Here is a 23756-nt window from a genome sequence, read left to right as displayed (position 1 = left end):
CAGCCACGCGGCGGATGCCGCCGTGGGTTCAGCGTCCCGCCAGCAACCTGCGCGCGGTGTAGGTCATGACCTGCTCCCCGCGCTGGTTGAACACCTCGATGCGCGAATCCACCACCGCCCGGCCGTTGCGCGAAGTGGGGCGGATGCCGGTCACGGTCACAGTGGCGTGGATGGTGTCGCCCACCACCACCGGCGCGTGGATCTGCTGCGTGAGTTCCAGCATGGCCAGCCCGGTGCCCTGGATCATGGTCTGCAGGATGAAGCCCTCGATCAGCGTGTAGGTCAGCGCCGCCGGCACCGGCCGGCCCTGGATGGCGCCACCGTCATAGCCGGCTTCGATGAAGATGGCCTCGACCATGCCGGTGACGGAGATGAAATTGACCAGGTCGGTCTCGGTCACGGTGCGGGCAAAGGTGCGGAAGGCCTGGCCCTCCTGCAGTTCCTGCCAGTAGAAGCCCTGGCCGAGGCGGGGCAGTTCTGCATGCTTCATGGTGTCTCCTTGACGGGTGCGCAGCGTGCGGCACCGCTTAGTTGCAATTGCGCGATCGCTTCTGCGGACAGTCCCGCCTGCGCCAGCACGCTCGCGGTATGCTCGCCCAGCCGCGGCGGGATGCCCAGCGGCGCGCGCTGGCTGTCGAAGCGCACCGGCGCGCCGGGAAAACGCAGCGTGCCCATGGCCGGGTCTTCGACGGTTTCGAAGAAGCCGGTGGCGGCCAGGTGCGGATCGGCCGGCAGGTCGTCGAGTTCATTGATGCGCGCCACCGGGATCTGCAGGCGTTCGCACAGCTCCACCCAGTGCGCGGTGGTCTGTCCGTGCACGATTTCGCCGGTGAGCTCGTACAGCGTCTCGATATGCCGCGTGCGTGCCGCGATGTCGGCAAAGCGCGCATCGGCGGCCAGCTCGGGGCGCCCGGCGGCTTGGAAGAAGTCGCGCCAGTGCGCATCGGTGTACGGCATCATGCAGACATCGCCGTCGGCGCTGCGGTACGGGCGGCGCAGCGGCGCCAGCACGCGCGGATAGCCGCTGGGGCCGCGCGGCGGCTCGAAATGGCGGCCGTAGAAATGCTCGACCAGGTTGAAGGCGACCATGGATTCGAACATCGGCACTTCGACCAGCGTGCCGTGGCCGCTGCCGCCATCGGCATTGCGCCGCGCGCGCCCGGCCAGCGCCGCGCAGACCGACAGCGCGGCCACCAGCCCGCTGGTCTTGTCCGCGGCAATGGTGGGGAAGTAGCGGCTGTCGCCGGTCTGCGCCGCCATCAGCGCGGCATTGCCGGACAGGCCCTGGATGATGTCGTCGTATGCCGGGCGGCCGCCATAGGGGCCATCCTCGGCAAAGCCGAGCAGGCTGACAAAGACCAGCTCCGGGTGGCGCGCCCGCACGTTGTCGGGCGCCAGCCCGAGTGCGGCCAGCTTTTGCGGGCGCATGCTGTGCATCAGCACGTCGGCGCCGCCCAGCACGCGGTCCAGCGCGGCCTGCGCGGCCGGCTGCTTCAGGTCCAGCACCACGCTGCGCTTGCTGCGGTTCACGCCCAGGAAAATGGCCGCCATGCCGGGCTCGGCGGCGGGGCCGGTACGGCGCGTGGAGTCGCCCTCGGGCGGCTCGACCTTGATCACCTCGGCGCCCAGGTCGGCCAGCCACTGGCTGGCATACGGCCCCATCACCACGGTGGACAGGTCGACCACGCGGATGCCTGCAAGCGGCAGCATGTTGTCTCCGATCTTGTTGACTGTGGGGCACAGGGTAGATCAGCAGGCGAGGCTTGGTCTAATATTAGTTTTTTAGAAATCGATATTCACAGGATATTAACAAGCCATGGACTTCCGCCAGCTGCAGCAGTTCGTCGCCCTGGCCGAGACGGGCAACTTCCACCGCGCCGCTGAACGCCTGCACATGGCGCAGCCGCCGCTTTCCATTTCCATCCGCAAGCTCGAGGACCAGCTTGGCACGGCGCTGTTCGTGCGCACCTCGCGCGGGGTGCGGCTGACGCAGGCGGGCGAGGCCGCGCTGCACGATGCGCGCCGTGCACTGTTCCATGCACAGCAGGCACGTGCCGCCGCGATCGCCGCGGGGCAGGGCGAGCGCGGCGCGCTGCGCATCGGCTTTATCGGCTCGGCGACGTATGCGCTGCTGCCCAAGCTGATCCCGGCGTTCCGCGCGGCGCATCCCGGCATCGAGCTGATCCTGCATGAATCCACCACCGCCGCGATCCTGGACCGCCTGGAAAAGCACCAGATCGACGCCGGCCTGGTGCGCTTCCCGATCCTGAACACCGGCAACTATTCGCTGACGCCGCTGGAAAACGACGTCTTTGTCGCGGCGGTGCCGGCTGACAGCCCGCTGGCAGGCGCAGACGCCATCCCGCTGCGCGCGCTTGCGGACGAGCCCTTCATCATGTATCCGGCGGCGCAGGTGCCCAACCTGCACGCGGTGGCCATGCTGCTGTGCCAGCAGGCGGGCTTTGTGCCGCGTGTCACGCAGGAGGCGGTGCAGGTGCAGACCCAGGTCAGCCTGGTCGAGAGCGGGCTTGGCGTGGCCCTGGTGCCGAGCGTGGCGGCGCGCTACGCCAACCGGCGCGTGCGCTTCCTGCCATTGTCCAGCCCGCGGCCGGCCGGGCGCATCGGCATTGCGCTGGCGGCGCGGCCTGATGACGGCGACCGCCAGGTGCAGCGCTTCCTCGCGGCGGCGCAGGCGGCGGTGAACTGATGGGGGGTGGTGCGGCGCCTCAGGCGGCGCGCGGGCGCGGCGCGCGCGGCCGCACAGCCGGGGTCACGCCGGCGCGCTCCAGGTTCACGCCCGGCAGCAGGTGCAGCAGCCGCACCAGCTCTGACTGGCGATGCGTGCCGGTCTTGCGCAGCGTGTCGCGGATATGCACGCGCACGGTGTGGGGCGAGAGAAATTCGCGCTCGGCAATCTCGTTGAGGGTTTCGCCGGCAGCCAGGCGGATCGCGATAATGCTCTCCTTGCGCGACAGCCCGAACAGCGAGGTCAGCACGCCGGCATCCAGCACCGAGCGCGATTCCGAGTTGCCGAACAGCATCATCGCGGCCGGCAGCTGCCACGGGCCCTCCACCGGCTGGCGCGATACCAGCGGCGTGACGATGATCGGCACCGGCTGTCCGCCGGAAGTGATGTGCATCCAGGAGCCGGAGGCCGCCTCAGTGCCGCGGGCGCGCATGGCACCGTCTAGCAGCTTGCGCAGCACCGCCTGCAGGGTCTCGCTGTGGGCGCGCAGCACGCCGCCCTGCAGCGACAGGTGGCCGTCGGCCTGCACCAGCGCCTCGGCCCAGCTGTTGGCATAGCGCACGCGCAGGTCGGCCTGCAGTACCATCACGCCGAAGTCCAGCGTATCCAGCCCGGCCAGGCCCAGGCTGGCCAGTCCGCTCAGCTCGAAGTTGCGCTGCTGCATCCGTGCCGCGCGCACCCAGTGCGGCATCACGTGGGCCAGGCGCCGCTCGCGCTGGCCCACGCTGATGCTGCCCGCGCTGGTGCCGCTCATCAGCACGCAAACCTCGGCGTTCTCGATCAGGCGGATGCCTTGCTCCAGTCCGCTGCAGGCCAGCGCAGCCGTGGCCGCATCCGCCATGCCGCCATGGTGCGAGGCCACCAGCGCGGCGGTACCGTCGCAGGCCAGCGCGGGGGCGTCATCGGGGGTGCAGCAAGCGCCCGCATGGGGCAGGTCGAGCGGACCGGGCAGCCAGTCGGGCATGCTGGCGCCGCTGGTGAAGCAGCCGTGCGGGGTCACGCCAAGGCGGGCGTAGCCGGCCAGCTTGTCCCAGATCAGGTAACGCGGGCTGCCTGTGCAGGTGTATCGGGAAAAGAGGTCGAGGGCGGCGGGCATGGCCGCAACGTCCAGCGCGGACTCGTAGATTGAGTCGACCAGACGATGGAAGTCCTCGTCCGTAGTCGGGTGTTCGCCCATGTTCAGATCCCCCCGGTGGCAAACGCCTATTGCTCTGCGCCACGGCAAGTGGCTACATCTTTTTGTGTTATCGGTTCCGTTCTGGCGTTCTGTATCTGCGCCGATACGGATGCTGCTGGCGGCGCGCATTGTCCCGTCATGTCCGCCGTAACGCAATCATGCCAAACAATGTTGTTTGTTTTATCCCCCGTATCGGGGGGGAAAATACGGATTGCACGGCGTAACTCCCCAGCCAGGCCAGGCAGGGGCCGTTATCATGCCGGGGCGCGATGGTAATACGCTTGAGGAAAACTTCAAAATCCTCGACGCGGAAACAGTCCAGCGTTTCTCCCATGCCACAGCAGCGCTGGCTATTGTGGCGCAGGGCTCACGTCCTCCTTGCCCGCCAGCTGCGCGACCCCGCCATCCACCTGGATCGTCAGGCTCGGCGATGCCATGCGGATGTCGTTGGCGTCGAAATTGCGCTTGAGCCGCGCATTGAAGGCGCGCGTGATCTCGGCCTGCATCAGCGGCCGGGTCTTGAACTGTGCCATCACCACCGGGCCGTTCGGGTCGAACCGGTCCAGCCCCAGGATGTCCAGCCCCGACATCAGGTTGCGCGCGTAGCGATGGTCGCGCGCCAGTTCGGCGCCGGTGGTGCGGATCAGCTCCAGCGCCTGGTCCAGGTCGCTCTGGTAGGTGATGCCGATGTTGAACACCGCGTAGCCATAGCCGCGCGACAGGTTCTTGACCGCCTTGATCTGGCTGTACGGCAGCGTGTGCAGCGCGCCGCGGCCGTCGCGCAGCTTGACCGTGCGGATGGTCATGGCTTCGACCACGCCGGCGTGGTCCGGCAGCTCGATCGAGTCGCCGATGGCGATGGAGTCCTCGACCACGATGAACAGCCCCGTGATCAGGTCCTGCACCAGGCTTTGCGCGCCAAAGCCGATGGCCAGGCCGACCACGCCCGCGCCGGCCAGCAGCGGCGTCACGTTGACGCCCAGGTTGGCCAGCACCGCGATCACCGTGATCACCAGCAGGCCGATGAACGAGGCGTTGCGCACCAGCGGCAGGATGGTCTTGGCCCGCAGGCTGGGCTGCGCGCCGCGTCCGTGCGCCGGCGACAGGGATTGCATGATGGCGGTGTCGATCAGCAGCCAGACCAGCCAGGCCAGCAGCACGGTGCTGGTGACGCTGAAGACCGTCTCGGTGAGATGGCGGCCCGCGGCGGAGGACTCGGCCAGGCGCACCAGCGAAGTGCCCCAGACGCGCATCACCATCTCGATGAAGACCGCCCAGATCAGCACGCGCACCAGCGCCAGCGCAAAGCGCCCGAAGCGCTGCAGGTAGGCCGAGCGGCGGCGGTCGCGGATGCGCGGCGCGCGCGCGGTGGCCTTGGGCGAGTGCCCCACCACCATCGTCAGCAGCAGCCCGGCGAGGAACAGCGCCACCGATGCCACCGTGCGGCGCAGGAACACATCCGCATTGCCGGTGGCCAGGATGGTGCCGACCACCGATGCCACCACCACCGCCAGCACCGGCAGGTGCCAGGCCTGGCCGGCCAGCCGCAGCAGGTCGGTCACGGCTGGCCGGGCCTGGCGGAAGGCCAGCGGCCGCTGCCCGATCAGCTGGCCGATCTGCCGGCGGAAACACAGCGCGAACGCGCCGATGCCCAGTGCCGCGGCGATATTGGCCACGGTGGCCACCAGGGCGCACAGGTTGGTGCCGAGCACGGCGATCACGCGGCTGTCGGTGGCGCCGTCGCCCAGTGCCGCCAGCGCCCCCGTGCAGAACAGCAGCCACGGTGAGTGCGCCAGCAGCTGCCGCACCGCCAGCTGCCGGTGCGCGGTGCGGAACAGCGTGAAGATGACCTGGCACACCGCTGCCGCGATCGCACCGGCCACGATCGCATACGCGACCAGCACGGCGGCGACGCTGGCCGGCGATTGGGCATACACGTGCTGGGCCAGCAGCACCGTCAGCCCGAACGCGACTACCCAGGGCCCGATATGGCGCAGCATGAAGACGCCGACGTCGACCCACGACGGCAGTTCGGGCAGCTTGCCGCGCTCGGCGCGCGTGGGTTTGCCCGCGCGCCGGCGCCGGATGCGGTGGCCAATCTCCCACAAGGCCCCGCCGCTCACCGCCCAGACTGCCAGCACCAGCGCGAATTCACGCAGCGAGGCCAGCGCCGTGCGGGTGCCGTTGTGGCTGAGCGCGGCGTGCCATTCCTCGCCCGCGAAGCGCGTGCGCCAGCGCCAGAACTGCCACGGGCCGCGATCCTCGCGCAGATGGGAATCGACCTCGTCCAGCACTTCAGCGACGGCACCGATCAGGCCGGGCGCGGAGGCGCCGGCCGCGGCTGCCGCGGCGGAGGCGGGCGCGGCCCCGGAGCCACCCAGCCCCTGGCGCATGGTTTGCAGCTGGCCGACCAGGGCGCGCCGCTCGCCGTCGTTCTGCAGCGTTGCGATCACCTGGTCCAGCGACTGCGCCAGCGGCACGCTGGCGGCGGGTGCGCTGGCCGGCGCCGCGGGTTTCTCCGCCTTGCCCAGCAGTGCCGCGAGGGAGCCGGCCGGGGTGGCGTGCGCCGGGATGGCGCACAGCAGCGTCAACAGCGCGGCCAGCATGGCGAGCGCACGCAGCACCGGCTGCAGTGCGGCATGCCAGCGGGGCGCAGGGGTGGGGGCGTGGTGTTCGGGTTTGTGCATGGTTCGTAGTCGGTTGCCGGTGCCGGGCGGCGCCGGAATGGCCGTCGATCGCGTCACTGTAGCGCATCGGTTGCGCCGGGTGCCGGAGCGCGCCGCAGGCCCGCGCCATCCTCATTCGTCGCTTCGGACGATGCGTCGCAACGGCCGATCCACGAATCTTGACCCCACTCCGGTACAGGCGATTCTTGCGCCTGCCGGCTTCATCAAACCGCGGGGCCGCGCTGGATCCGGCCAGGCCAGGAACAAGAGACAAGGGAAGACGAGATGGAACTCAATGCATCGGTATCGGCAGTGGTGACGGGTGGCGCTTCGGGCCTGGGCGCGGCGACGGCACGTGCGCTGGCAGCGCAGGGCGTGCGCGTGGCGCTGTTCGACCTCAACGTGGAGAAGGGCGAAGCGCTGGCGCGTGAACTGGGCGGCGTGTTCTGCCAGGTCAACGTCACCTCGGAGGCCGAGGTCGAGGCCGGCTTTGCCAAGGCGCGCGCCGCCATCGGCCAGGAACGCATCCTGGTCAACTGCGCCGGCACCGGCAACGCCATCAAGACCGCCTCGCGTTCCAAGGAAGCGCCGGACCAGATCAAGCATTTCCCGACCGATGCCTTCGAGCGCATCATCCAGATCAACCTGATCGGCACCTTCCGCTGCATCGCGCGCTCGGCCGCGGGCATGCTGACGCTGGACAGCGCCGGCGGCGAGCGTGGCGTGATCATCAATACCGCGTCGGTGGCGGCGCAGGACGGCCAGATGGGCCAGGCCGCGTACTCGGCATCGAAGGCGGGCGTGGTCGGCATGACGCTGCCGATTGCGCGCGACCTGGCGGGCGAAGGCATCCGCGTCAACACCATCCTGCCAGGCATCTTCAATACCCCGCTGCTGCAGGGCGCGGCAGAGAACGTCAAGGCCGCGCTGGCCGCTTCGGTGCCGTTCCCCAAGCGCCTGGGGCAGCCGGAAGAGTTTGCCTCGCTGGCCGTCGAGATGTGCCGCAACGGCTATTTCAACGGCGAGTCGGTGCGCCTGGACGGCGCCATCCGCATGGCGCCGCGCTGAGCGTAGCGCCGGCACATCGTCATGGCCGGGCCCGCGCACCGCTGGTCCGGCCACTATCAGAATCAGGAGACGCGGATGGACTTCAGCTATCTGACGACACTGCCCCACGCGGTACGCCACTTCGCGCGCCTGCGGCCCGAGGCGGTGGCGTATGCGTTCGAAGGCCGGCAGACCACCTATGCCGGGTTCGAGCGGAACACCAATCGCGTGGCACAGGCCTTGCTGGCTGAAGGCGCCGGGGTCGGCGAGCGCATCGGCTATATCGGCAAGAACAGCGACCACTATTTCGAACTGCTGCTTGGCGCGTCCAAGATCGGCGCGGTGATGACGCCGGCCAGCTGGCGCCTGGCGCCGCCCGAGGTGGAATTCATCCTCGGCCATTGCGATGCCGTGGTCCTCTTCGTCGGGGCGGAATCGGCGGCAATGGTCCGGAACCTGCTGCCCGCGCTGCCGATGGTGCGCAAAGTGGTGGTGATGGAGCCGTGCGCCGGGCAAGACGACTGGCAGTGCTACACCGACTGGCGCGATGCGCAGCCGGACACGCCGCCCGCGCACCAGCCCGCCGCGCATGACGTGCTGCTGCAGCTATACACGTCCGGCACAACGGGCCGGCCCAAGGGCGCGATGCTGACGCACCGCAACCTGACCATCGGCACCGAAGTCAGCGAGCGCGAGAACGTGCTCTGGTCGCACTGGGTCGCCGACGATGTTTCGCTGGTGGCGATGCCGGTGGCGCATATCGGCGGCTCCGGCTGGGGCCTGCGCAACCTGCTGTCCGGTGCCAAGGGCGTGGTCGCGCGCGAGTTCGATCCGCGCGCGGTGCTCGACTTTATCGAGCGCGAACGCATCAGCAAGCTGTTCCTGGTGCCGGCCGCGATGCAGATCGTGCTGCGCGACCCGCGCGCGCGCCAGGTGGACTACTCGCGCCTGAAGTACCTGCTGTACGGCGCCGCGCCGATTCCCGCGGCGCTGCTGCGCGAGGGCATCGAGGTGTTCGGCTGCGGCTTCGTGCAGCAGTACGGCATGACCGAGACCACCGGCACCATCGTGGCGCTGCCGCCCGAGGACCACACCACCGAGGAAGTGCCGCGCATGCGTGCCGCGGGCAAGCCGCTGCCTGGCGTGGAGATCAAGGTGGTCGACTATGAAGGCCGCCAGCTCGCGCCCGGCGAGGTCGGCGAGCTCGTGGTGCGCTCGCAGCACAACATGGCCGGCTACTGGAAACAGCCCGAAGAGACCGCGCGCACCATCGACGCCGAAGGCTGGCTGCACACCGGCGATGCGGGCTACATGGATGCCGAGGGCTACCTGTACATCCATGACCGCGTCAAGGACATGATCATCAGCGGCGGCGAGAATGTCTATCCGGCCGAGGTCGAAAGCGCGATCTACGGCCACCCGCAGGTGGCCGACGTGGCGGTGATCGGGGTGCCGGACGAGAAGTGGGGCGAGGCGGTCAAGGCCATCGTCGTGCTCAAGCCGGGGCAGGCCCCGGACCAGGCCGGCATCATCGCGTGGACGCGCCAGCGGCTGGCGGGATTCAAGGTGCCCAAGAGCATCGAGTTCGTCGAGGCGCTGCCGCGCAACCCGTCGGGCAAGCTGTTGCGGCGCAAGCTGCGCGAGCCGTTCTGGGAAGGGATGAACCGGCGCGTGAACTGACGCCGGCATGCAGCAAGCAAAAGCCCGCCGTCACTGGCGGGCTTTTGCTTTGGCGGGCGGGGAACGGGGCGCCCGCTATAATCCGCGCAGGCACTGTGCCGCCTTACCACGTTCACCCGCAATATTGCGCGACCATACCTTTCCGCCATGTCCAAGGACCCCGCGCAAGCCCGCCTGACCCGCCGCTATGTCGAAAAACGCGAGGCCATCCTGGACGCCGCCGCGCGGCGCTTCAACCACCAGGGCGTACGGGGCACCACCTTGTCGGATGTCGCCGAGGACGTGGGCCTGAGCACCAACAGCATCACCTACTACTACCGCAAGAAGGAAGACCTGGTGGTGGCGTGCCTGCTGCGCACCATCGGCGAGATGGTGGACATTGCCAGCGCGGCCCAGCAGCAGCCGGCGCCGCGCGACCGGGTGGAGGCCTTCATCGCGCTGTTCTTCGAGCGCCTGGCGCGTACCGCCACCGGCGAGCGGCCTGAGCTGATGAGTTTCCGCGAGATCCGGGCGCTGCCGGACAGCCATGCCGATATCGCATTCGACGCCTATACCGACATGTTCCGCCGCATCCGCCAGCTGCTGCGCGAACGCCCGCCGGCCGATCCGGCGCAGCGCAGTGCGCTGAGCGCGCGCGCCCACCTGCTGCTGTCGCTGGCGACCGGCGCGATGTCGTGGGTGGAGCGCTATGAGCCCGAGGACTATCCGAAGGTGGCGCAGACCGTGGTCGACGTGCTGCTGCACGGCATTGCCGCGCCGTCGGCCCGCTGGCATGCGCAGATGGACGTATCCGCGCTGCTGCCGGCGCCGGACAGGCCCGAGACCACGCAGGAGGCCTTCCTGCGCGCGGCGACCGAGCTGCTCAACGAGCAGGGCTATCGCGGCGCATCGGCCGATCGCATCTCGGCGCGGCTGAACCTGACCAAGGGCGCGTTCTATCACCACAACGAGAACAAGGACGACCTGATCTCGGCCTGCGTCGACCGCATGTTCGCAGTGATCCGCAATACCCAGACGCTGGTGGAAAACGGCCCCGGCACCGGCTGGGACAAGCTGTGCGCGGTGTCGCGGGCGCTGGTGCAATACCAGTTCTCCAGCCAGGGACCGCTGCTGCGCCTGACCATCTATGGCGCGCTGCCCGAGGACATGCGCAAGGAGAAGATGCTGACCATGAGCCGGCTGTCGGCGCGGATCGTGCGCTTCCTGGTGCTGGGCATGCAGGATGGCTCGATCCGGGCACTGGACCAGTCCATTGCCGCGCTGCAGGTCAACGGCATGATCAATGCCGCGGTGGAGTTGTCCCGCTGGGTGCGCGACGCCCACGCGGACAACGCCGCTGACCTGTTCGTGCGGCCGTTGCTGATGGGCATCCTGTCGGAGCCCTGAGCGCTAGCGCACGCTCAAGTGTAGAGGTGGCAGGCCACCATCTGGCCATCCGGCTGCGCCTGCAGCGCCGGGTCTTCGCTGCGGCAACGCGCCATCGCCACTGGGCAGCGGGTATGGAAGCGGCATCCCGATGGCGGATTCATCGGGCTCGGCACCTCGCCCTGCAGCACGATGCGCTTGCGGCTGCGCTCGCCTTCCACGCTGGCCACCGGCACCGCGGACAGCAGCGCCTGGGTGTAGGGATGGCGGGGGCGGGCGTAGAGCGCCTCGCGGCTTGCGATCTCGACGATGCGGCCCAGGTACATTACCGCGATGCGGTCGCTGATATGCCGCACCACGGCCAGGTCGTGCGCGATGAACAGGTAGGACAGGCCAAGCCGCCGCTGCAGCGACATTAGCACGTTGACCACCTGCGCCTGGATCGACACGTCGAGCGCCGACACCGGCTCATCGCAGACGATGACGCTGGGCCCGAGCGCCAGCGCGCGGGCGATGCCGATGCGCTGGCGCTGCCCGCCGGAGAATTCGTGCGGGTAGCGGTCCGCCATATAGGGCAGCAGCCCGACCATGTCCAGCAACTCCGCCACGCGCGCGCGACGGGCGCTGCGCCCGCCAGGGAAATCATGCACCTCCAGCGGTTCGCTGATGATGTCGCTGACCTTCATGCGCGGGTTCAGGGAGCCGAAGGGATCCTGGTAGACCATCTGCACGCTGCGGCGGAATTGCTGCTCCTGCGCGCGCGTGAAGCTGGCCAGGTCGTCGCCGCGGAAGGCGATGCGTCCGGCGCTGGCGGCCAGCATCTTGAGGATGGCAAGCCCGGTGGTGGACTTGCCGCAGCCGCTTTCGCCGACCAGGCCCAGGGTCTCGCCACGGCGCAGAGTGAATGACACGCCGTCGACCGCCCTGACCGAGCCCACCTGGCGCTTGAGCAGCACGCCGCGCGTGACCGGGAAATGCACCTTGAGGTCGTCGACGCGCAGGATCTCATCGCCACTCTGCACGTCGGCCCGCACGTGAAGCTGCACACCCGCCTGCACACCGCCGTTTCCCGTTGCCGGCTCCGCTATCGCTTCAATGGAGTTCATGGAGGAAGCACGCCTTGAAATGTTGGTCGGAAAGCTGCCGCGTGGCCGCGTCCGGCACGCCGAGCAACGGCGGCCGGGCGCTGCGGCACTGGTCGATCGCCTGCTTGCAGCGCGGCAGGAAGGCGCAGCCCGGGCCCAGCGCAGTCAGGTCGGGCGGCTGGCCTTCGATGGGAACCAGCGGCTCCCGGGTGTCGCCGTCAATGCGCGGCACGGAGGCCATCAGCCCGCGCGTGTAGGGGTGGGCGGGCTGCCGGTACAGGGCCTCGGCGGAAGCGGTCTCCACCAGCCTGCCACCGTACATCACGGCAACCCGGTCGGCATAGCGCGCCACCACGCCCAGGTCATGCGTGATCAGGATCAGCGCCGTGCCCATGCGCTCGGCCAGGTCCTTCAGCAGGTCCAGGATCTGGGCCTGCACGGTGACGTCGAGCGCGGTGGTGGGCTCGTCGGCGATGATCAGGCGCGGCTCGCAGGCCAGCGCCATGGCAATCATCGCGCGCTGGCGCATGCCGCCCGAAAACTGGTGCGGATAGGCTGAAAGCCGGCTCTGGGGCTCGGGGATCTGGACCTTGCCGAGCAGCTCGCCGGCCATCCCCAGCGCGGTCTTCCAGGGCAGGCCGCGATGCAGGTGGATGGGCTCGGCAATCTGCTTGCCGATGGTGAGCGCCGGGTTCATCGACGACATCGGCTCCTGGAAGATCATCGCGATGCGGTTGCCGCGGATGGCACGCATGCCGCGGGGGCCGAGCCTGAGCAAGTCCTGGCCCTCGAACACGATCTCGCCGGCGTCGATCGAGCCGCCCGGGGCGGGGATCAGGCCCAGTATCGACAGGGCAGTCACGCTCTTGCCCGAGCCGGATTCACCGACGATGGCCAGGGTCTCGCCCGGGGCCACGTCGAACGAGACCTGGTCGACGGCGGTCACCACGCCGCGATCGGTGCGAAAGCGCGTGGTGAGGTCCCTGACCTGCAGGATGGGCTGCGTCATGCGTGTCTCCTCGGGCGGCTCAGAAGCCAAGCTTCTTCTTCATGTCCTGGTCGATCCACATGCGTGCATAGATCGGCCCGGGCCGCACCGCGCCCGCGCGCAGCTCGCCGCCGTAGTTGCGCACCCACGGCCACCAGGCGGTGTACATGTAGGGCGTGGGCAGCCAGATATAGGGCGCTTCGGCCAGGATATCGCGCGTGAGCCCGCGCAGCGCTTCCTGCCGCTTGCCGAGGTCGCGCAGCTCGAAGGCGGCTTCCACCCGCTTCGTGTACGCGTCGTTGCCCCACTGCGCGGCGTTCCATACCTGTCCCGGCACGAAGCTCTTGCGGATCGTGGTGGTGGGATTGGTATGGCCGTTGGCCATCATGTAGCCGGGCGCATTGGTCCGGGTCGTCATCGCGGACAGGAACGCGCCGTACTCCATCGGCTGGATTTCGATGCGCACATTGACCTGTTCCAGGTACGCGGCGATCAGCGGCAGCAGCTCCATATGGTCCGGGGCGCATGCGCACACCTGCACCTTGAACTTGAAGCCCTTGGGGTAGCCGGCCTCGGCCAGCAGCTTGCGGGCCTTGTCGGGGTTGTAGGTGAAGAGCTCCTTCACGTTCTCCGGCATGGCGCTGAGCGGCTCGAAGTAGCCCACATAGTCCGGGTGCTGCGGATAGGCGAACAGTTCCGCGTTGCCGCCGTAGTACTGCTTGACGATCTCCTGCTTGTTGACCGCCATGTTGAGCGCGCGGCGCACGCGGATATCGTTGAAAGGCTTGGTGTCAACGCGCATGGCCAGGTACTGCCCGGTGAAGGACAGCCAGCGCGACCATTGCAGCTGCGGCGCGCTCTTCTTCAGCTCCTCCACCGAGGTCCAGCGTATGCCTTCCATGACGTCGAGCTTGCCCGTGCGCAGCATGGTGTTGCGCGTGGCTTCGTCCTTGATGGTGCGCAGCACCATCTTGTCGACGAAAGGCAGCTTGAAATCCTTGCCGCCCACCTTCTCGGTATCCCAGTACAAGGCGTTGCGCGTATAGGTGCTGGCGTTGCCCTGCACAAACTGGGTCAGCTGGAACGGGCCGCTGCCATTGACGTGCTTCCAGTTGCCGGCGCCGGCGTTGGCCACCTCCTTCGGCATGATGCCGGAGTAGTAGCCCCAGCCGAAGCGGTAGTCCCACTCGGCGTTGTACTTGCTGAAGCGGAACAGCACCGTATGCTTGTCCTTCGCTTCCACCTTGGCCAGGTGGTCGAAATAGGTGGGGATCTTCTTCGCGCTTTCGGCCTGGCGCGTGTAGCTGAAGACCACGTCGTCCGCCACCAGTTCGCGCTCTTCCATCACGCCGGGCTTGGCCGGGAACCTGACGCCCTTGCGCAGCCTGACTTCCAGCGTCTGCGGATCGAGCCATTTCCAGCTTTCGGCCAGTTCGCCGCGGATGGCGTCCTCGGGCAGCCACGCGTCGGCCTGGAAACTGTACTTGCCGCCGAGGCGCCTGGACTTGGACAGGTCGGCCACGAACAGCTGCTCGTAGACCTGGCCGGTGTCGTAGTTCTGCTTCCAGTTCCAGTCGGCGAGGTCCCATGACAGGGCCGAGATGGTCGGGTAGACCGAGCCGATCTCCAGCGTGCCGCCGTACTTGGGCGCGTCGCTCTGCGCGCCCGCCGTGGCTGCGCACAAGGCGAGCACCACGCCCGCCAACATCGAGGATGCCTGTGTGTTCAAACCGAAGCCCTCCGTGGTCGACTGCCGTTGGCCCGGCGGCATGGCCGCGCGGGAAATCCGTGCCCCGCGCGCCAGCGCGGCGGGGATTGCTATTCGGGCGGGCGCTAGCGCGTGCCGCGCATGCGTGGGTCCAGCAGGTCGCGCAGGGCGTCGCCGTAGATATTGATCGCGTAGACCACGATGGTGAGGCAGATGCCCGGCGCCAGCGCCAGCCAGGGGCCCTGGAACATGAAGGTGCGGCCGTCGCCTGACAGCATGCCGCCCCACGTGGGCGCGGGCGGCGGCACGCCCAGGCCCAGGAAGGACAGGCCGGATTCCGCGAGGATTGCCGTGCCGACCCGGGTGGTGAACAGCACGATCACCGGGGGCAGGACATTGGGCAGGATATGGCGCCACAGGATGCGCGTGGTTGACGCGCCCATCGATTGCGCGGCGTGGACATACATGTTCTCGCGCACCGAGACCACCGCGCTGCGCACGATGCGCGAGCCGCCGATGCCAAGCAGCAGCCCCAGCGTGCAGACGATCTGCCAGCTGCCCGGGCCCAGCACCGAGACCACCACGATCAGGATCACCAGGTCCGGGAAGCTCATCCAGGCATCGACCATGCGCTGAACGATCAGGTCCAGCTTGCCGCCGAGGTAGCCGGTCAGGATGCCGAGCAGCACCGAGATCGCCGTGGCGAGCGTGGCCGCGCTCAGGCCGATCACCACCGACAGCTGCGCGCCGTACAGGCAGCGCGACAGCATGTCGCGGCCAAGGTTGTCGGTGCCGAACGGATGCGCCCAGGAGGGCGCCTGCAGCCGTTGCAGCATGTTGATCTCGTTCATGCCGTACGGCGCCAGCAGCTCGGCAAACACGCCGCAGAACAGGAAGATGGCGCAGATGACGGCGCCGGCGGCGCCCAGCGGCTTGTCGCGGAACAGCCGGCCGAGCAGCCCGCGGCCGGGCACGGCGCGCCGGGCCGGCGCGGCAACAGCAGCGGGGGCGGCGGGATTGGGGTGCAGGGCGGGTTTGGCCATCAGCGGTGCCTCACTTTGGGATCGAACAGCCCGTAGCTCAGGTCGACGAGCAGGTTGATCAGCATCACCGCGACGCCCACCACCAGGAACACGCCGGTGATGACCGGATAGTCGCGCTGGTGCACGGCGTCGAGCAGCAGCAGGCCCATGCCGGGCAGCGCGAAGATCTGCTCGATGATGACCGCGCCGCCGATCAGCAGCGGCGCCTGCAGTCCGATCAGCGTCACCACCGGGATCAGCGCGTTGCGCAGGGCGTGGCGCAGCACCACCAGGCGCTCGCTCAGGCCCTTGGCCCAGGCGGTGCGGATATAGTCCTGGCGCAGCACCTCGAGCATCATGGTGCGGGTCATGCGCATGGTGATGGCGGACAGCGCCATGCCCAGCACGATGGCGGGGATCAGCATGTTGCGCACATGCTGCACCGGGTCTTCATGGAAGGGCACGTAGCGGGCCTCGGGCGACCAGCCCCACCAGACCGAGGGGAACACCATCACCATGGTGCCGAGCCAGAAGCTGGGGATGGCCAGCATCAGGATGGAGAACGAGCGCGCGATGTAGTCGGCGGCGCTGTCCTGGCGGATGGCAGACAGCACGCCGATCGGCAGCGCCACCGACAGCGCCACCACCAGCGCGATCACGCCCAGCGAGAAGGTGGCGGGAATGCGCGCGGTCACCATCGACAGCACCGGCTCGCCCTGCCACAGGGACTGGCCCAGGTCGCCGCGCAGCACGATGCCGCCGACCCAGTGCACATACTGCTGCCACATCGGGCGGTCCATGCCGAGGGCGCGGACCAGGTCTTCGCGGGTACGGGTATCGGCGCTGATGTCGTTCTGGCTCAGCATCAGGTCGACCACATCGCCGGGCACCATGCGCACGATGGTGAAGACGATCAGGCTGGCGAACAAGAGCGTGGGGACCAGCGCCAGCAGCCGGCGCAGCACGTAGGCGCTCATCGCAGCCCTCGCAGCGCCGCGTTGGCGCGGCTGGCCGAAACGGAGGATACCGGCAACACGAATCTGCATGATGCTTGGTGCATGTCGTCTCCTGTCTCCCGATCCCTTTGCATCCGCCAGCACAGGATTCTGCTGCTGGGTGGGAGTGGTTTTTGCTATTTCACCGGTGGTGAAACACCGTTGCGGGTGGTCTTGCGAGGCCGTGATCCCAGCATACTGATCGTTCGAAACGAAAACAACCCGATTGCCGCGCGGAAAGGCTAGTGGTTTTCCATGGCCCCGCGGCGGTGTGCGGGACGCGCGCCGGCACGCGCACGCCGGGCCCGGCTGCACGTTGCCTGCGCCAGCGCGCGCGCTGGCTAGTAGCCGCGCAGCGTGGCCCAGCGCTGCAACTGGGCGTTGGCATCGCCAAGCAGTTCCTGGGCCGTGCGTGCCCGCTTCATGAAGAAGCCGATCTCCAGTGCGTCGGTCATGCCGATGCCGCCATGCATCTGCACGCCCTCCTGCACGGCCAGGGTCGCGCTGGTGCCAGCGCGCGCCTTGGCAACGCAGACCAGGCCGGCGGCGTCGTCCGTGCCGGCATCGAGCCGCTGCTGGCACTGCAGCACGGCGGCACGGGTGATCTCGATCTCGGTGAACAGGTGCGCGGCGCGGTGCTGCAGCGCCTGGTACTCGCCGATGATGCGGCCGAACTGGCGGCGCTCCTTCAGGTAGGCAAGTGTGCGCTCGAAGGTTTCGTCGGCGATGCCGAGCAGTTCGGACGCCAGCACGGCGCGGCCAACGTCGAGCACGCGCTCCAGCATGGCGGCGCCATTGCCGGGGGTGCCCAGCACAGCGGCGCCCGGCAGCCGCACCTCGCGCAGGGTCACGCGCGCCGCATTGGTGGCGTCGGCCATGACCGTACGCTCGATCGAGAGGCCGGCGCTGCCGGCAGGAACCAGGAAGAGCGTGATGCCGTCGCGGTCGTCGGGCGCGCCGGCGGTGCGCGCCGCCACGATCAGGGTGTCGGCGACGTGGCCATCGACGACAAAGACCTTGTCGCCGTCGAGGCGGAAGCCGTCGCCGTCGGCGCTTGCGCGCAGGGCATGGCGCATGGGCCGGTGCCTGGCGCTCTCTTCCAGTGCCAGCGCGGTCAGGTGCTGGCCGGCGGTTATGGCGGGCAGCATCGCCGTGCGCTGCGCATCGCTGCCGTAGTGGGTGAGCAGCGCCGCGCCCAGCACGGCGGTGGACAGGAACGGCGAGGGCGCCAGCGTGCGCCCGATCGCTTCCATGATGATGCCGGCCTCCACCACGCCCAGGCCGCTGCCGCCATATTGCTCGGGCACCAGCACGCCGGCGAAGCCGAGTTCGGCAAATTGCTGCCACAAGGAGCGGGAGAAGCCGGTCTCGTCGCGGGTATCGCGCAGCGTGCGCAGCGCGGAGATCGGGGCGGATTCGCGCAGGAAGGTCAGGGCGCTGTCGCGCAGCATTTCCTGCGTCTGGTTCAGTACGATGGGCATGGGCGGACTCGTGTCTGGGTACGTGGCAGCGGGGGAGAGCGCGCGGTGCCGGGCTCAGGCGCCCGGCAGGCCGAGCAGGCGCTTGGCGACGATATTGAGCTGGACCTCGCTGGTGCCGCCCTCGATCGAGTTCGCCTTGCTGCGCAGCCACGCGCGTGCCAGCGCGCCCTGCTGGCTGCGCTCGCTTTCCCACTCCAGCGCGTCGCTGCCGCCGATCGACATCAGCAGCTCGTGGCGGCGCTTGTTCAGTTCCGCACCGTAGTACTTGAGCACCGACGAGAACGCCGCGATGCCCTCGCCCTGGCGGGCCAGGTCGCGCACGCGCTCGCCGGCCGCGGCAAAGGCGGCCTCGTCGATCTCGAACTGCGCGATGTGCGCGCGCAGCATCGGCTCGTCAAGCCGGCCGGCGGCGTCCAGCCCGATGGCCTTGGCAGCGTGCGCGCCAAGCGGCTGCCGCATGCCGCGGCTGCCGATGGCGCTGATCATCTCGCGCTCATGGGTGAGCAGGTACTTGGCAATCTCCCAGCCGCGGTTGAGCTCGCCGACCAGTTGTGCGCGGGGCACCGCGACGTCGTCGAAGAAGGTCTCGCAGAATGGGGATTTGCCGGAGATCAGCGGGATGGGCCGGGTCGTCACGCCCGGCGTTTCCATGTCGAACAGCAGGAAGCTGATGCCGGTGTGCTTTTGCGCCGCGGCATCGGTGCGCACCAGGCAGAAGATCCAGTCGGCCTGGTCGGCATAGGACGTCCACACCTTCTGGCCGTTGACCAGGAAATGATCGCCGCGGTCCTCGGCGCGGGTCTGCAGCGCGGCCAGGTCGGAGCCGGCGTTGGGCTCGGAGTAGCCCTGGCACCAGCGGATCTCGCCGCGGGCGATGCGGGGCAGGTGCTCGCGCTTCTGGGCCTCGGTGCCGTACCTGAGCAGGGCGGGGCCAAGCATGGAGATGCCGAAGCTCTGCAGCGGCACGCGGCAGCCGAGCCGGGCCATTTCCTCGCGCAGCACCTTGGCCTGCTCGCGCGGCAGGCCGGCGCCGCCGTATTCCGTGGGCCATTCGGGCACGGTCCAGCCCTTGTCGGCCATGCGGCCAAGCCACTGGCGCTGGGCCTCGGACTGGAAGCGGAACCTGCGCCCGCCCCAGCAGATGTCGTCTTCGTTGCGCACCGGCTGCCGCATCTCGGCCGGACAGTTCTGCTCCAGCCAGGCGCGCGCCTGCTGCCGGAAGGTCTCCAACTCGTCCACGCGTGTCTCCTTGTTCTCGGGTGCCTGTCGCTGGACGCCTCTTTCTCTGGCGCGCTGCCGGTGAGGTCGCCCGCACCTGGCTGGTCGGCCAGGCGGCGTATCCCGTTATACAAGTCGCATCTGGTAGCGTCAATACTCAATTACCTAAAATGGATGTGGCGGGCGCTGCGGCCAGAGCTGCAAAGTGCACGCATCGCAGGCCATAGTTCATATCCGAGGTTGCGCTGCAGCACGAAATATCCCAGAAATGAAGGGGTAATTCGACGTAATTACCCGGTGAAAGGGAGGTCAGGCGTTGGGGGCGTTTCCTGTGGTAGCATCCGTTCAAAACATACCGCTATCACGAAAAAGCGGGGATGCACCGGTTGCGTGAGATGCCGGACAGGCAAGTTGCCAACGCAGACCGGTGCCATAGGGAGACCAAGCCGTGCCCGTCGTCATGCCTTCGCTCGACCAGCGAACCGTTTCGTATCCCGGTGCCGGTGCGCCGGACCGCGTGCGCCAGGGGGATTCAGGCGGCATAGGTCACGGCGCATGACATGCACGCGGACCCCCGAGCGGGTAGCCGGCCCCGATGAGGGACCTGACCTGAGCGCGCATGAACAGGCTGAGCGGTGCTATCTCAAGCATGTCGACCAGCACCTGCCGCGCAACGCCCGCGCGTACCTGGCGCACGGCATGCTGGGCATGACCGGGTTCAGGCTGGTGACCGCGCCCACCTTCGTGCCGGCCTACCTGTACCTGCTGTCCGGCTCCAAGCTGACCGTCGGCATCGTGCTGTCCGCGCAATATGCGGGCATGGCCGCGTCGTCGATCTGGGGCGCCACGCTGATCGAGCACCGCCCGCGCGTAATGCCGCTGATCTACCTGGTGGGCTGGCTGGTGCGTGCGCAGATCCTGGGGCTGGCGCTGTCGGCGCTGTGGCTGTCGGGCGAGGCGGCGCTGGTCGCGGCGGGCATCTTCCTGCTGCTGTTCGGGCTGCTCAACGGGGTGCAGAACGTCAGCTTCAACTACCTGACCTCCAAGATCATCCCGCTGGCGCGCCGCGGCCGGCTGACCGCGCTGCGCAATTTCTGCGGCGGGCTCACCGCGGCCGCGGTGGCGTGGCTGGGCGGGCGCTACCTGGTGGGCAACCAGGTGCTGGGCAACGGCTATGCCGCCACTTTCCTGGCGGCCTTCGTGCTGACCAGCATCGGCATTTCGGCGCTCACGCAGATGCGCGAGCCGACCCTGCACGACGTGCGCCTGCCGGCGGGCTTCCTGCGCCGCCTGGCCGAGGTGCCGGCGCTGCTGCGCGCGGACCGCGATTTCGTGCGTTTCTTCGTGGCGCGCGCGCTGGTGGCGTTCGGCATGATGGCGATGCCGTTCTATGCGATCTATGCCGGCACCCATATCGACCTGTCCGGCGCGGTGCTGGGCTACATGAGCCTGGCCTACCTGCTGGCGCAGACCACCAGCAGCCTGGCCTGGGGCCGCATCGCCGACCGCCACGGCTACCGGCTGGTGTTCCTGGCCAGCATCGCGCTGTGGGTGGCGGCAACGCTGCTGCTGCTGTGCGGCACCACGCTGCCCGGCTTCCTGCTTGCCTTCTGCGGGCTGGGCGCCGCCTTCGGCGGCTTCTTCATCTCCGCGGACAACCTGGTGATGGAGTTCGGCAGCCGCAAGGACCGGCCCATGCTGCTGGCGGTGTCCGATACCGCCACTTTCGCGATGATGGCCATCGGCCCGGTCTGCGGCGGCCTGCTGGCCCAGGGCGTGCGCTTCTGGGTGGTGTTCGCGCTCGCCATCCTGGTCAAGTGCGCCGCCTTCGTGCTGGCCCTGCGCATTGTCGACCCGCGCCGGCGCAGGGCGGCGCTTGAGCCTCCGCCGGGCCTGCACCGGCACCCCACACCGATTCAATCCAGGAGAACCGATCCATGACCGCCATCAACGCCGTGACCGACCTCGCGGTGGACGCCGACATCGCCGTCCTGACCCTCGACTCGCCCCCTGTCAATGCACTGTCCGCGGCCGTGCGCAGTGGCATCCGCGACGGCATGGCGCGCGCGCTCGCCGACGATGCCGTCAAGGCCGTGGTGCTGATCTGCGCCGGCAAGACCTTTGTCGCGGGCGCGGACATCACCGAGTTTGGCAAGCCGCCGGCGGGCCCGCCGCTGGCGCAGGTGCAGGCCATGATCGAGGACGCACCCAAGCCGGTGGTGGCCGCCATCCACGGCACCGCGCTCGGCGGCGGGCTGGAGCTGGCGCTGGTGTGCCATTACCGCATTGCCACGCGCTCGGCAAAGTGCGGGCTGCCGGAAGTCAATCTTGGCCTGCTGCCGGGGGCGGGCGGCACCCAGCGGCTGCCGCGTATCGTGGGCCCGGAACAGGCGCTGGAGATGGTCACCTCGGGCACGCACGTGGCGGCCAGCGCCGCGGCGGAGATGGGCCTGGTCGACCTGCTGACCGACGACGCCTCGTTGCGCGCCGACGCGGTGGCGTTCGCGCGCAAGGTGGTGGCCGAGCAGCGGCCCCTGCGCAAGGTGCGCGAATCCGATGACAAGGTGGCGGCCGCGCGCGGCAAGCCGGAGCTGTTCGCTGCCTTCCGCAAGGCCAATGCGCGGCGCTTTCGCGGCTTCGATGCGCCCGAGTTCAATATCCGCTGCATCGAGGCGGCGGTGGAGCTGCCGTTCGAAGCCGGCCTGAAGCGCGAGCGCGAGCTGTTCACCGAACTGCTCAACGGCACGCAGTCGGCGGCACAGCGCTACTACTTCTTTGCCTCGCGCCAGGTATGGAACGTGCCCGATGTGGGAGCCGACACGCCCGCGCTTGCGGTCAGGCGCATCGGCATCGTCGGCGCGGGCACCATGGGCGGCGGCATCGCCATGAATTTCCTCAACGCCGGCTACCCGGTGACCATCGTCGAGACTTCGCAGCAGGCGCTCGACCGCGGCCTGAAGACGATCCGGGCCAACTACGACAACACCGCGCGCAAGGGCCGGCTCAGCGCGGCCGGTGTCGAGGCGCGCATGGCGCTACTGACTCCCACGCTGGACCTGCAGCAGCTGGCCGATGCCGACCTGATCATCGAAGCGGTGTTCGAGAACATGGAGGTCAAGCAGGACCTGTTCGGCAAGCTGGACCGGATCGCCAAACCGGGCGCCATCCTTGCCACCAATACCTCGGCGCTGGACGTGAACGTGATCGCGGCCGCGACCTCGCGCCCGGAGGCGGTCATCGGCCTGCATTTCTTCTCGCCCGCCAACGTGATGAAGCTGCTGGAAGTGGTGCGCGGCGACAAGACCGCAAAGCCGGTGATCCGCACCGCGATGGAACTCGCGCGCAAGATCGGCAAGGTCGCGGCGCTGGTCGGGGTGTGCCCGGGTTTTGTCGGCAACCGCATGCTGGCCCAGCGCCAGCGCGAGGCCCAGAAGCTGGTGCTGGACGGGGCGCTGCCGTGGGACGTGGACCGCGTGCTGTACGACTTCGGCTTTCCGATGGGGCCCTTCGCCATGAGCGATCTCGCCGGGCTTGACCTTGGCTGGGTGCGCGAGAAGTCCAGCGGCTCGACGCTGCGCGAGGTGCTGTGCGAGATGGACCGCCGCGGACAGAAGGCCGGCGCCGGCTACTACGACTACGACGAACAGCGCAACGCGAAGCCGTCGCCGGTGGTCGAGCAGGCCATTCGCGACTTCGCCGCGAAACAGGGCAGGAACAGCCGCGTGGTGTCGGAGCGGGAGATCCTGGAGCGCTGCATCTATCCGATGATCAACGAAGGCGCGAAGATCCTGCAGGAAGGCAAGGCGATCCGCGCCTCGGACATCGACGTGATCTGGGTGAACGGCTACGGCTGGCCGGTGTATCGCGGCGGCCCGATGTTCCATGCCGACACCATCGGGCTGGACAAGGTGCTGGCGGCGATGCGGCGCTATGAGGCGCTGTATGGCGCGGACTTCACGCCGGCGCCACTGCTGGAGGAGCTGGCGGCGCAAGGGCGCAGGTTCGCCGACCTCAGGTAAGGCAGCAAGGGCTGCCTCGGCCGGCCGGTGCCATGCGCCGGCCAGGCGCCTACTTCTTCTTGACCACGCTGACCTTGCCGTCAGACTCCAGGTACAGCGCCTTGACCTCGTCGATCGATTCCAGGCCCTCCTGCCGGTACTTGGCTTCGAGCTCTTCGTCGGTGATGGATTCGCGCCGCATGTTCTCGCGCAGCTTGGTGCCGTTGCGCACCAGCAGCACCTTCCTGGGTTCGGCAAAGCGCTGGAAAGCGGGGGAGTGGTAGGCCAGCAGGTCGATCAGCCGGTTCCAGGCGATCAGCGTGACCACCAGCAGCACGGCATCGGCGACGCTCTCGCCGTTGCCTGCCATGCCGTTCTGCGCGGCGTCGGCGACGATCACCACCAGCAGCAGGTCGGCGATGCCCAGCGAGCCGATGTCGCGCCGGACCACGAAGCGGAACAGCAGGAACAGCACCCAGTACATCAACGTGCCGCGCGCGACGATCTCGAGCGGGGACAGGGTCAGGAGGAGGGCTTCGCGCCAGTCGAATGACAGGTCCATGCGCGCTACCCAGCAACT

General features: G+C 68.6%; 18 protein-coding genes. 6 read left to right on the top strand and 12 right to left on the bottom strand.

Annotated features, from left to right (window positions below; genetic code table 11):
- Positions 1-28: 28 nt before the first annotated feature.
- Complete coding sequence (locus tag AC3WLF_RS15230) at positions 29-490, bottom strand: MaoC family dehydratase (protein ID WP_492321273.1); 462 nt, start codon at positions 488-490, stop codon at positions 29-31.
- Positions 487-1710, bottom strand: coding sequence for a CaiB/BaiF CoA transferase family protein (locus AC3WLF_RS15225; protein ID WP_492351857.1), 1224 nt, complete (start codon positions 1708-1710; stop codon positions 487-489). Before AC3WLF_RS15225 ends, AC3WLF_RS15230 begins: the two co-directional genes overlap by 4 nt.
- Before the next feature lie 106 nt (positions 1711-1816).
- Here AC3WLF_RS15225 and AC3WLF_RS15220 point away from each other — a divergent pair, with 106 nt between their 5' ends.
- On the top strand, positions 1817-2707 hold the full coding sequence (locus tag AC3WLF_RS15220) for a LysR family transcriptional regulator (protein WP_011616764.1): 891 nt from the start codon (positions 1817-1819) through the stop codon (positions 2705-2707).
- A 19-nt stretch (positions 2708-2726) separates the two neighbouring features.
- Here AC3WLF_RS15220 and AC3WLF_RS15215 read toward each other — a convergent pair whose 3' ends face one another.
- The gene (locus AC3WLF_RS15215) at positions 2727-3923 is read right to left on the bottom strand and encodes a helix-turn-helix transcriptional regulator (protein ID WP_492321271.1); all 1197 of its coding nucleotides are present in this window, start codon (positions 3921-3923) and stop codon (positions 2727-2729) included.
- Positions 3924-4273: 350 nt separating this feature from the next.
- Positions 4274-6610 carry a mechanosensitive ion channel family protein gene (locus AC3WLF_RS15210; RefSeq protein ID WP_492321270.1) on the bottom strand — a complete coding sequence of 779 codons (2337 nt, stop codon included), beginning with the start codon at positions 6608-6610 and terminating at the stop codon, positions 4274-4276.
- Positions 6611-6874: 264 nt separating this feature from the next.
- Here AC3WLF_RS15210 and AC3WLF_RS15205 point away from each other — a divergent pair, with 264 nt between their 5' ends.
- The 3 genes from AC3WLF_RS15205 (at position 6875) to AC3WLF_RS15195 (ending at position 10702) form a co-directional block, all read left to right on the top strand.
- Positions 6875-7657: an SDR family NAD(P)-dependent oxidoreductase gene (locus AC3WLF_RS15205; RefSeq protein WP_035825028.1), complete on the top strand. Its 783-nt coding sequence runs from the start codon at positions 6875-6877 to the stop codon at positions 7655-7657.
- Between the two features lie 75 nt (positions 7658-7732).
- A complete protein-coding gene (locus AC3WLF_RS15200) occupies positions 7733-9316 on the top strand; it encodes a fatty acid--CoA ligase (protein ID WP_492321269.1) in 1584 nt (527 codons plus the stop codon).
- A gap of 147 nt (positions 9317-9463) precedes the next feature.
- The gene (locus tag AC3WLF_RS15195) at positions 9464-10702 is read left to right on the top strand and encodes a TetR/AcrR family transcriptional regulator (protein ID WP_492321268.1); all 1239 of its coding nucleotides are present in this window, start codon (positions 9464-9466) and stop codon (positions 10700-10702) included.
- A 14-nt stretch (positions 10703-10716) separates the two neighbouring features.
- Here the strand turns inward: AC3WLF_RS15195 and AC3WLF_RS15190 are convergent, their stop codons facing one another.
- The 7 genes from AC3WLF_RS15190 to AC3WLF_RS15160 all read right to left on the bottom strand — a co-directional run bounded on the left by AC3WLF_RS15190 (position 10717) and on the right by AC3WLF_RS15160 (position 19199).
- On the bottom strand, positions 10717-11787 hold the full coding sequence (locus AC3WLF_RS15190) for an ABC transporter ATP-binding protein (RefSeq protein WP_492351855.1): 1071 nt from the start codon (positions 11785-11787) through the stop codon (positions 10717-10719).
- A complete protein-coding gene (locus tag AC3WLF_RS15185; protein ID WP_492321266.1) occupies positions 11774-12775 on the bottom strand; it encodes an ABC transporter ATP-binding protein in 1002 nt (333 codons plus the stop codon). Before AC3WLF_RS15185 ends, AC3WLF_RS15190 begins: the two co-directional genes overlap by 14 nt.
- 19 nt (positions 12776-12794) lie before the next feature.
- A complete protein-coding gene (locus tag AC3WLF_RS15180; RefSeq protein ID WP_492356571.1) occupies positions 12795-14462 on the bottom strand; it encodes an ABC transporter substrate-binding protein in 1668 nt (555 codons plus the stop codon).
- Positions 14463-14587: 125 nt separating this feature from the next.
- Positions 14588-15505 carry an ABC transporter permease gene (locus tag AC3WLF_RS15175; protein WP_492321265.1) on the bottom strand — a complete coding sequence of 306 codons (918 nt, stop codon included), beginning with the start codon at positions 15503-15505 and terminating at the stop codon, positions 14588-14590.
- The gene (locus AC3WLF_RS15170) at positions 15505-16461 is read right to left on the bottom strand and encodes an ABC transporter permease (RefSeq protein ID WP_035825039.1); all 957 of its coding nucleotides are present in this window, start codon (positions 16459-16461) and stop codon (positions 15505-15507) included. Before AC3WLF_RS15170 ends, AC3WLF_RS15175 begins: the two co-directional genes overlap by 1 nt.
- Before the next feature lie 359 nt (positions 16462-16820).
- A complete protein-coding gene (locus AC3WLF_RS15165) occupies positions 16821-17960 on the bottom strand; it encodes an acyl-CoA dehydrogenase family protein (protein ID WP_492356561.1) in 1140 nt (379 codons plus the stop codon).
- Positions 17961-18014: 54 nt separating this feature from the next.
- The gene (locus AC3WLF_RS15160; protein WP_492351853.1) at positions 18015-19199 is read right to left on the bottom strand and encodes an acyl-CoA dehydrogenase family protein; all 1185 of its coding nucleotides are present in this window, start codon (positions 19197-19199) and stop codon (positions 18015-18017) included.
- A 534-nt stretch (positions 19200-19733) separates the two neighbouring features.
- Here AC3WLF_RS15160 and AC3WLF_RS15155 point away from each other — a divergent pair.
- The gene (locus AC3WLF_RS15155) at positions 19734-21119 is read left to right on the top strand and encodes an MFS transporter (RefSeq protein WP_492351852.1); all 1386 of its coding nucleotides are present in this window, start codon (positions 19734-19736) and stop codon (positions 21117-21119) included.
- On the top strand, positions 21116-23197 hold the full coding sequence (locus AC3WLF_RS15150) for a 3-hydroxyacyl-CoA dehydrogenase NAD-binding domain-containing protein (protein ID WP_492358450.1): 2082 nt from the start codon (positions 21116-21118) through the stop codon (positions 23195-23197). Before AC3WLF_RS15155 ends, AC3WLF_RS15150 begins: the two co-directional genes overlap by 4 nt.
- 49 nt (positions 23198-23246) lie before the next feature.
- On the opposite strand, the gene AC3WLF_RS15145 is transcribed toward AC3WLF_RS15150, so the two are convergent.
- Positions 23247-23738, bottom strand: a complete 492-nt coding sequence (locus tag AC3WLF_RS15145) for a DUF421 domain-containing protein (protein WP_492321260.1) — start codon at positions 23736-23738, stop codon at positions 23247-23249.
- Between the last annotated feature and the right edge of the window lie 18 nt (positions 23739-23756).

This window comes from Cupriavidus sp. FW306-01-F10A, assembly GCF_058782785.1.
This window is presented reverse-complemented; position numbering and strand designations above follow the sequence as displayed.

Bases quoted from the DNA above. Each gene is read 5' to 3' on its own strand.
- AC3WLF_RS15170 (WP_035825039.1), bottom strand. From the start codon at position 16,461: ATGAGCGCCTACGTGCTGCGCCGGCTGCTGGCGCTGGTCCCCACGCTC.
- AC3WLF_RS15205 (WP_035825028.1), top strand. From the start codon at position 6,875: ATGGAACTCAATGCATCGGTATCGGCAGTGGTGACGGGTGGCGCTTCG.
- AC3WLF_RS15175 (WP_492321265.1), bottom strand. From the start codon at position 15,505: ATGGCCAAACCCGCCCTGCACCCCAATCCCGCCGCCCCCGCTGCTGTT.
- AC3WLF_RS15165 (WP_492356561.1), bottom strand. From the start codon at position 17,960: ATGCCCATCGTACTGAACCAGACGCAGGAAATGCTGCGCGACAGCGCC.
- AC3WLF_RS15180 (WP_492356571.1), bottom strand. From the start codon at position 14,462: ATGTTGGCGGGCGTGGTGCTCGCCTTGTGCGCAGCCACGGCGGGCGCG.
- AC3WLF_RS15150 (WP_492358450.1), top strand. From the start codon at position 21,116: ATGACCGCCATCAACGCCGTGACCGACCTCGCGGTGGACGCCGACATC.
- AC3WLF_RS15195 (WP_492321268.1), top strand. From the start codon at position 9,464: ATGTCCAAGGACCCCGCGCAAGCCCGCCTGACCCGCCGCTATGTCGAA.
- AC3WLF_RS15185 (WP_492321266.1), bottom strand. From the start codon at position 12,775: ATGACGCAGCCCATCCTGCAGGTCAGGGACCTCACCACGCGCTTTCGC.
- AC3WLF_RS15155 (WP_492351852.1), top strand. From the start codon at position 19,734: ATGACATGCACGCGGACCCCCGAGCGGGTAGCCGGCCCCGATGAGGGA.
- AC3WLF_RS15220 (WP_011616764.1), top strand. From the start codon at position 1,817: ATGGACTTCCGCCAGCTGCAGCAGTTCGTCGCCCTGGCCGAGACGGGC.
- AC3WLF_RS15215 (WP_492321271.1), bottom strand. From the start codon at position 3,923: ATGGGCGAACACCCGACTACGGACGAGGACTTCCATCGTCTGGTCGAC.
- AC3WLF_RS15210 (WP_492321270.1), bottom strand. From the start codon at position 6,610: ATGCACAAACCCGAACACCACGCCCCCACCCCTGCGCCCCGCTGGCAT.
- AC3WLF_RS15230 (WP_492321273.1), bottom strand. From the start codon at position 490: ATGAAGCATGCAGAACTGCCCCGCCTCGGCCAGGGCTTCTACTGGCAG.
- AC3WLF_RS15190 (WP_492351855.1), bottom strand. From the start codon at position 11,787: ATGAACTCCATTGAAGCGATAGCGGAGCCGGCAACGGGAAACGGCGGT.
- AC3WLF_RS15225 (WP_492351857.1), bottom strand. From the start codon at position 1,710: ATGCTGCCGCTTGCAGGCATCCGCGTGGTCGACCTGTCCACCGTGGTG.
- AC3WLF_RS15145 (WP_492321260.1), bottom strand. From the start codon at position 23,738: ATGGACCTGTCATTCGACTGGCGCGAAGCCCTCCTCCTGACCCTGTCC.
- AC3WLF_RS15200 (WP_492321269.1), top strand. From the start codon at position 7,733: ATGGACTTCAGCTATCTGACGACACTGCCCCACGCGGTACGCCACTTC.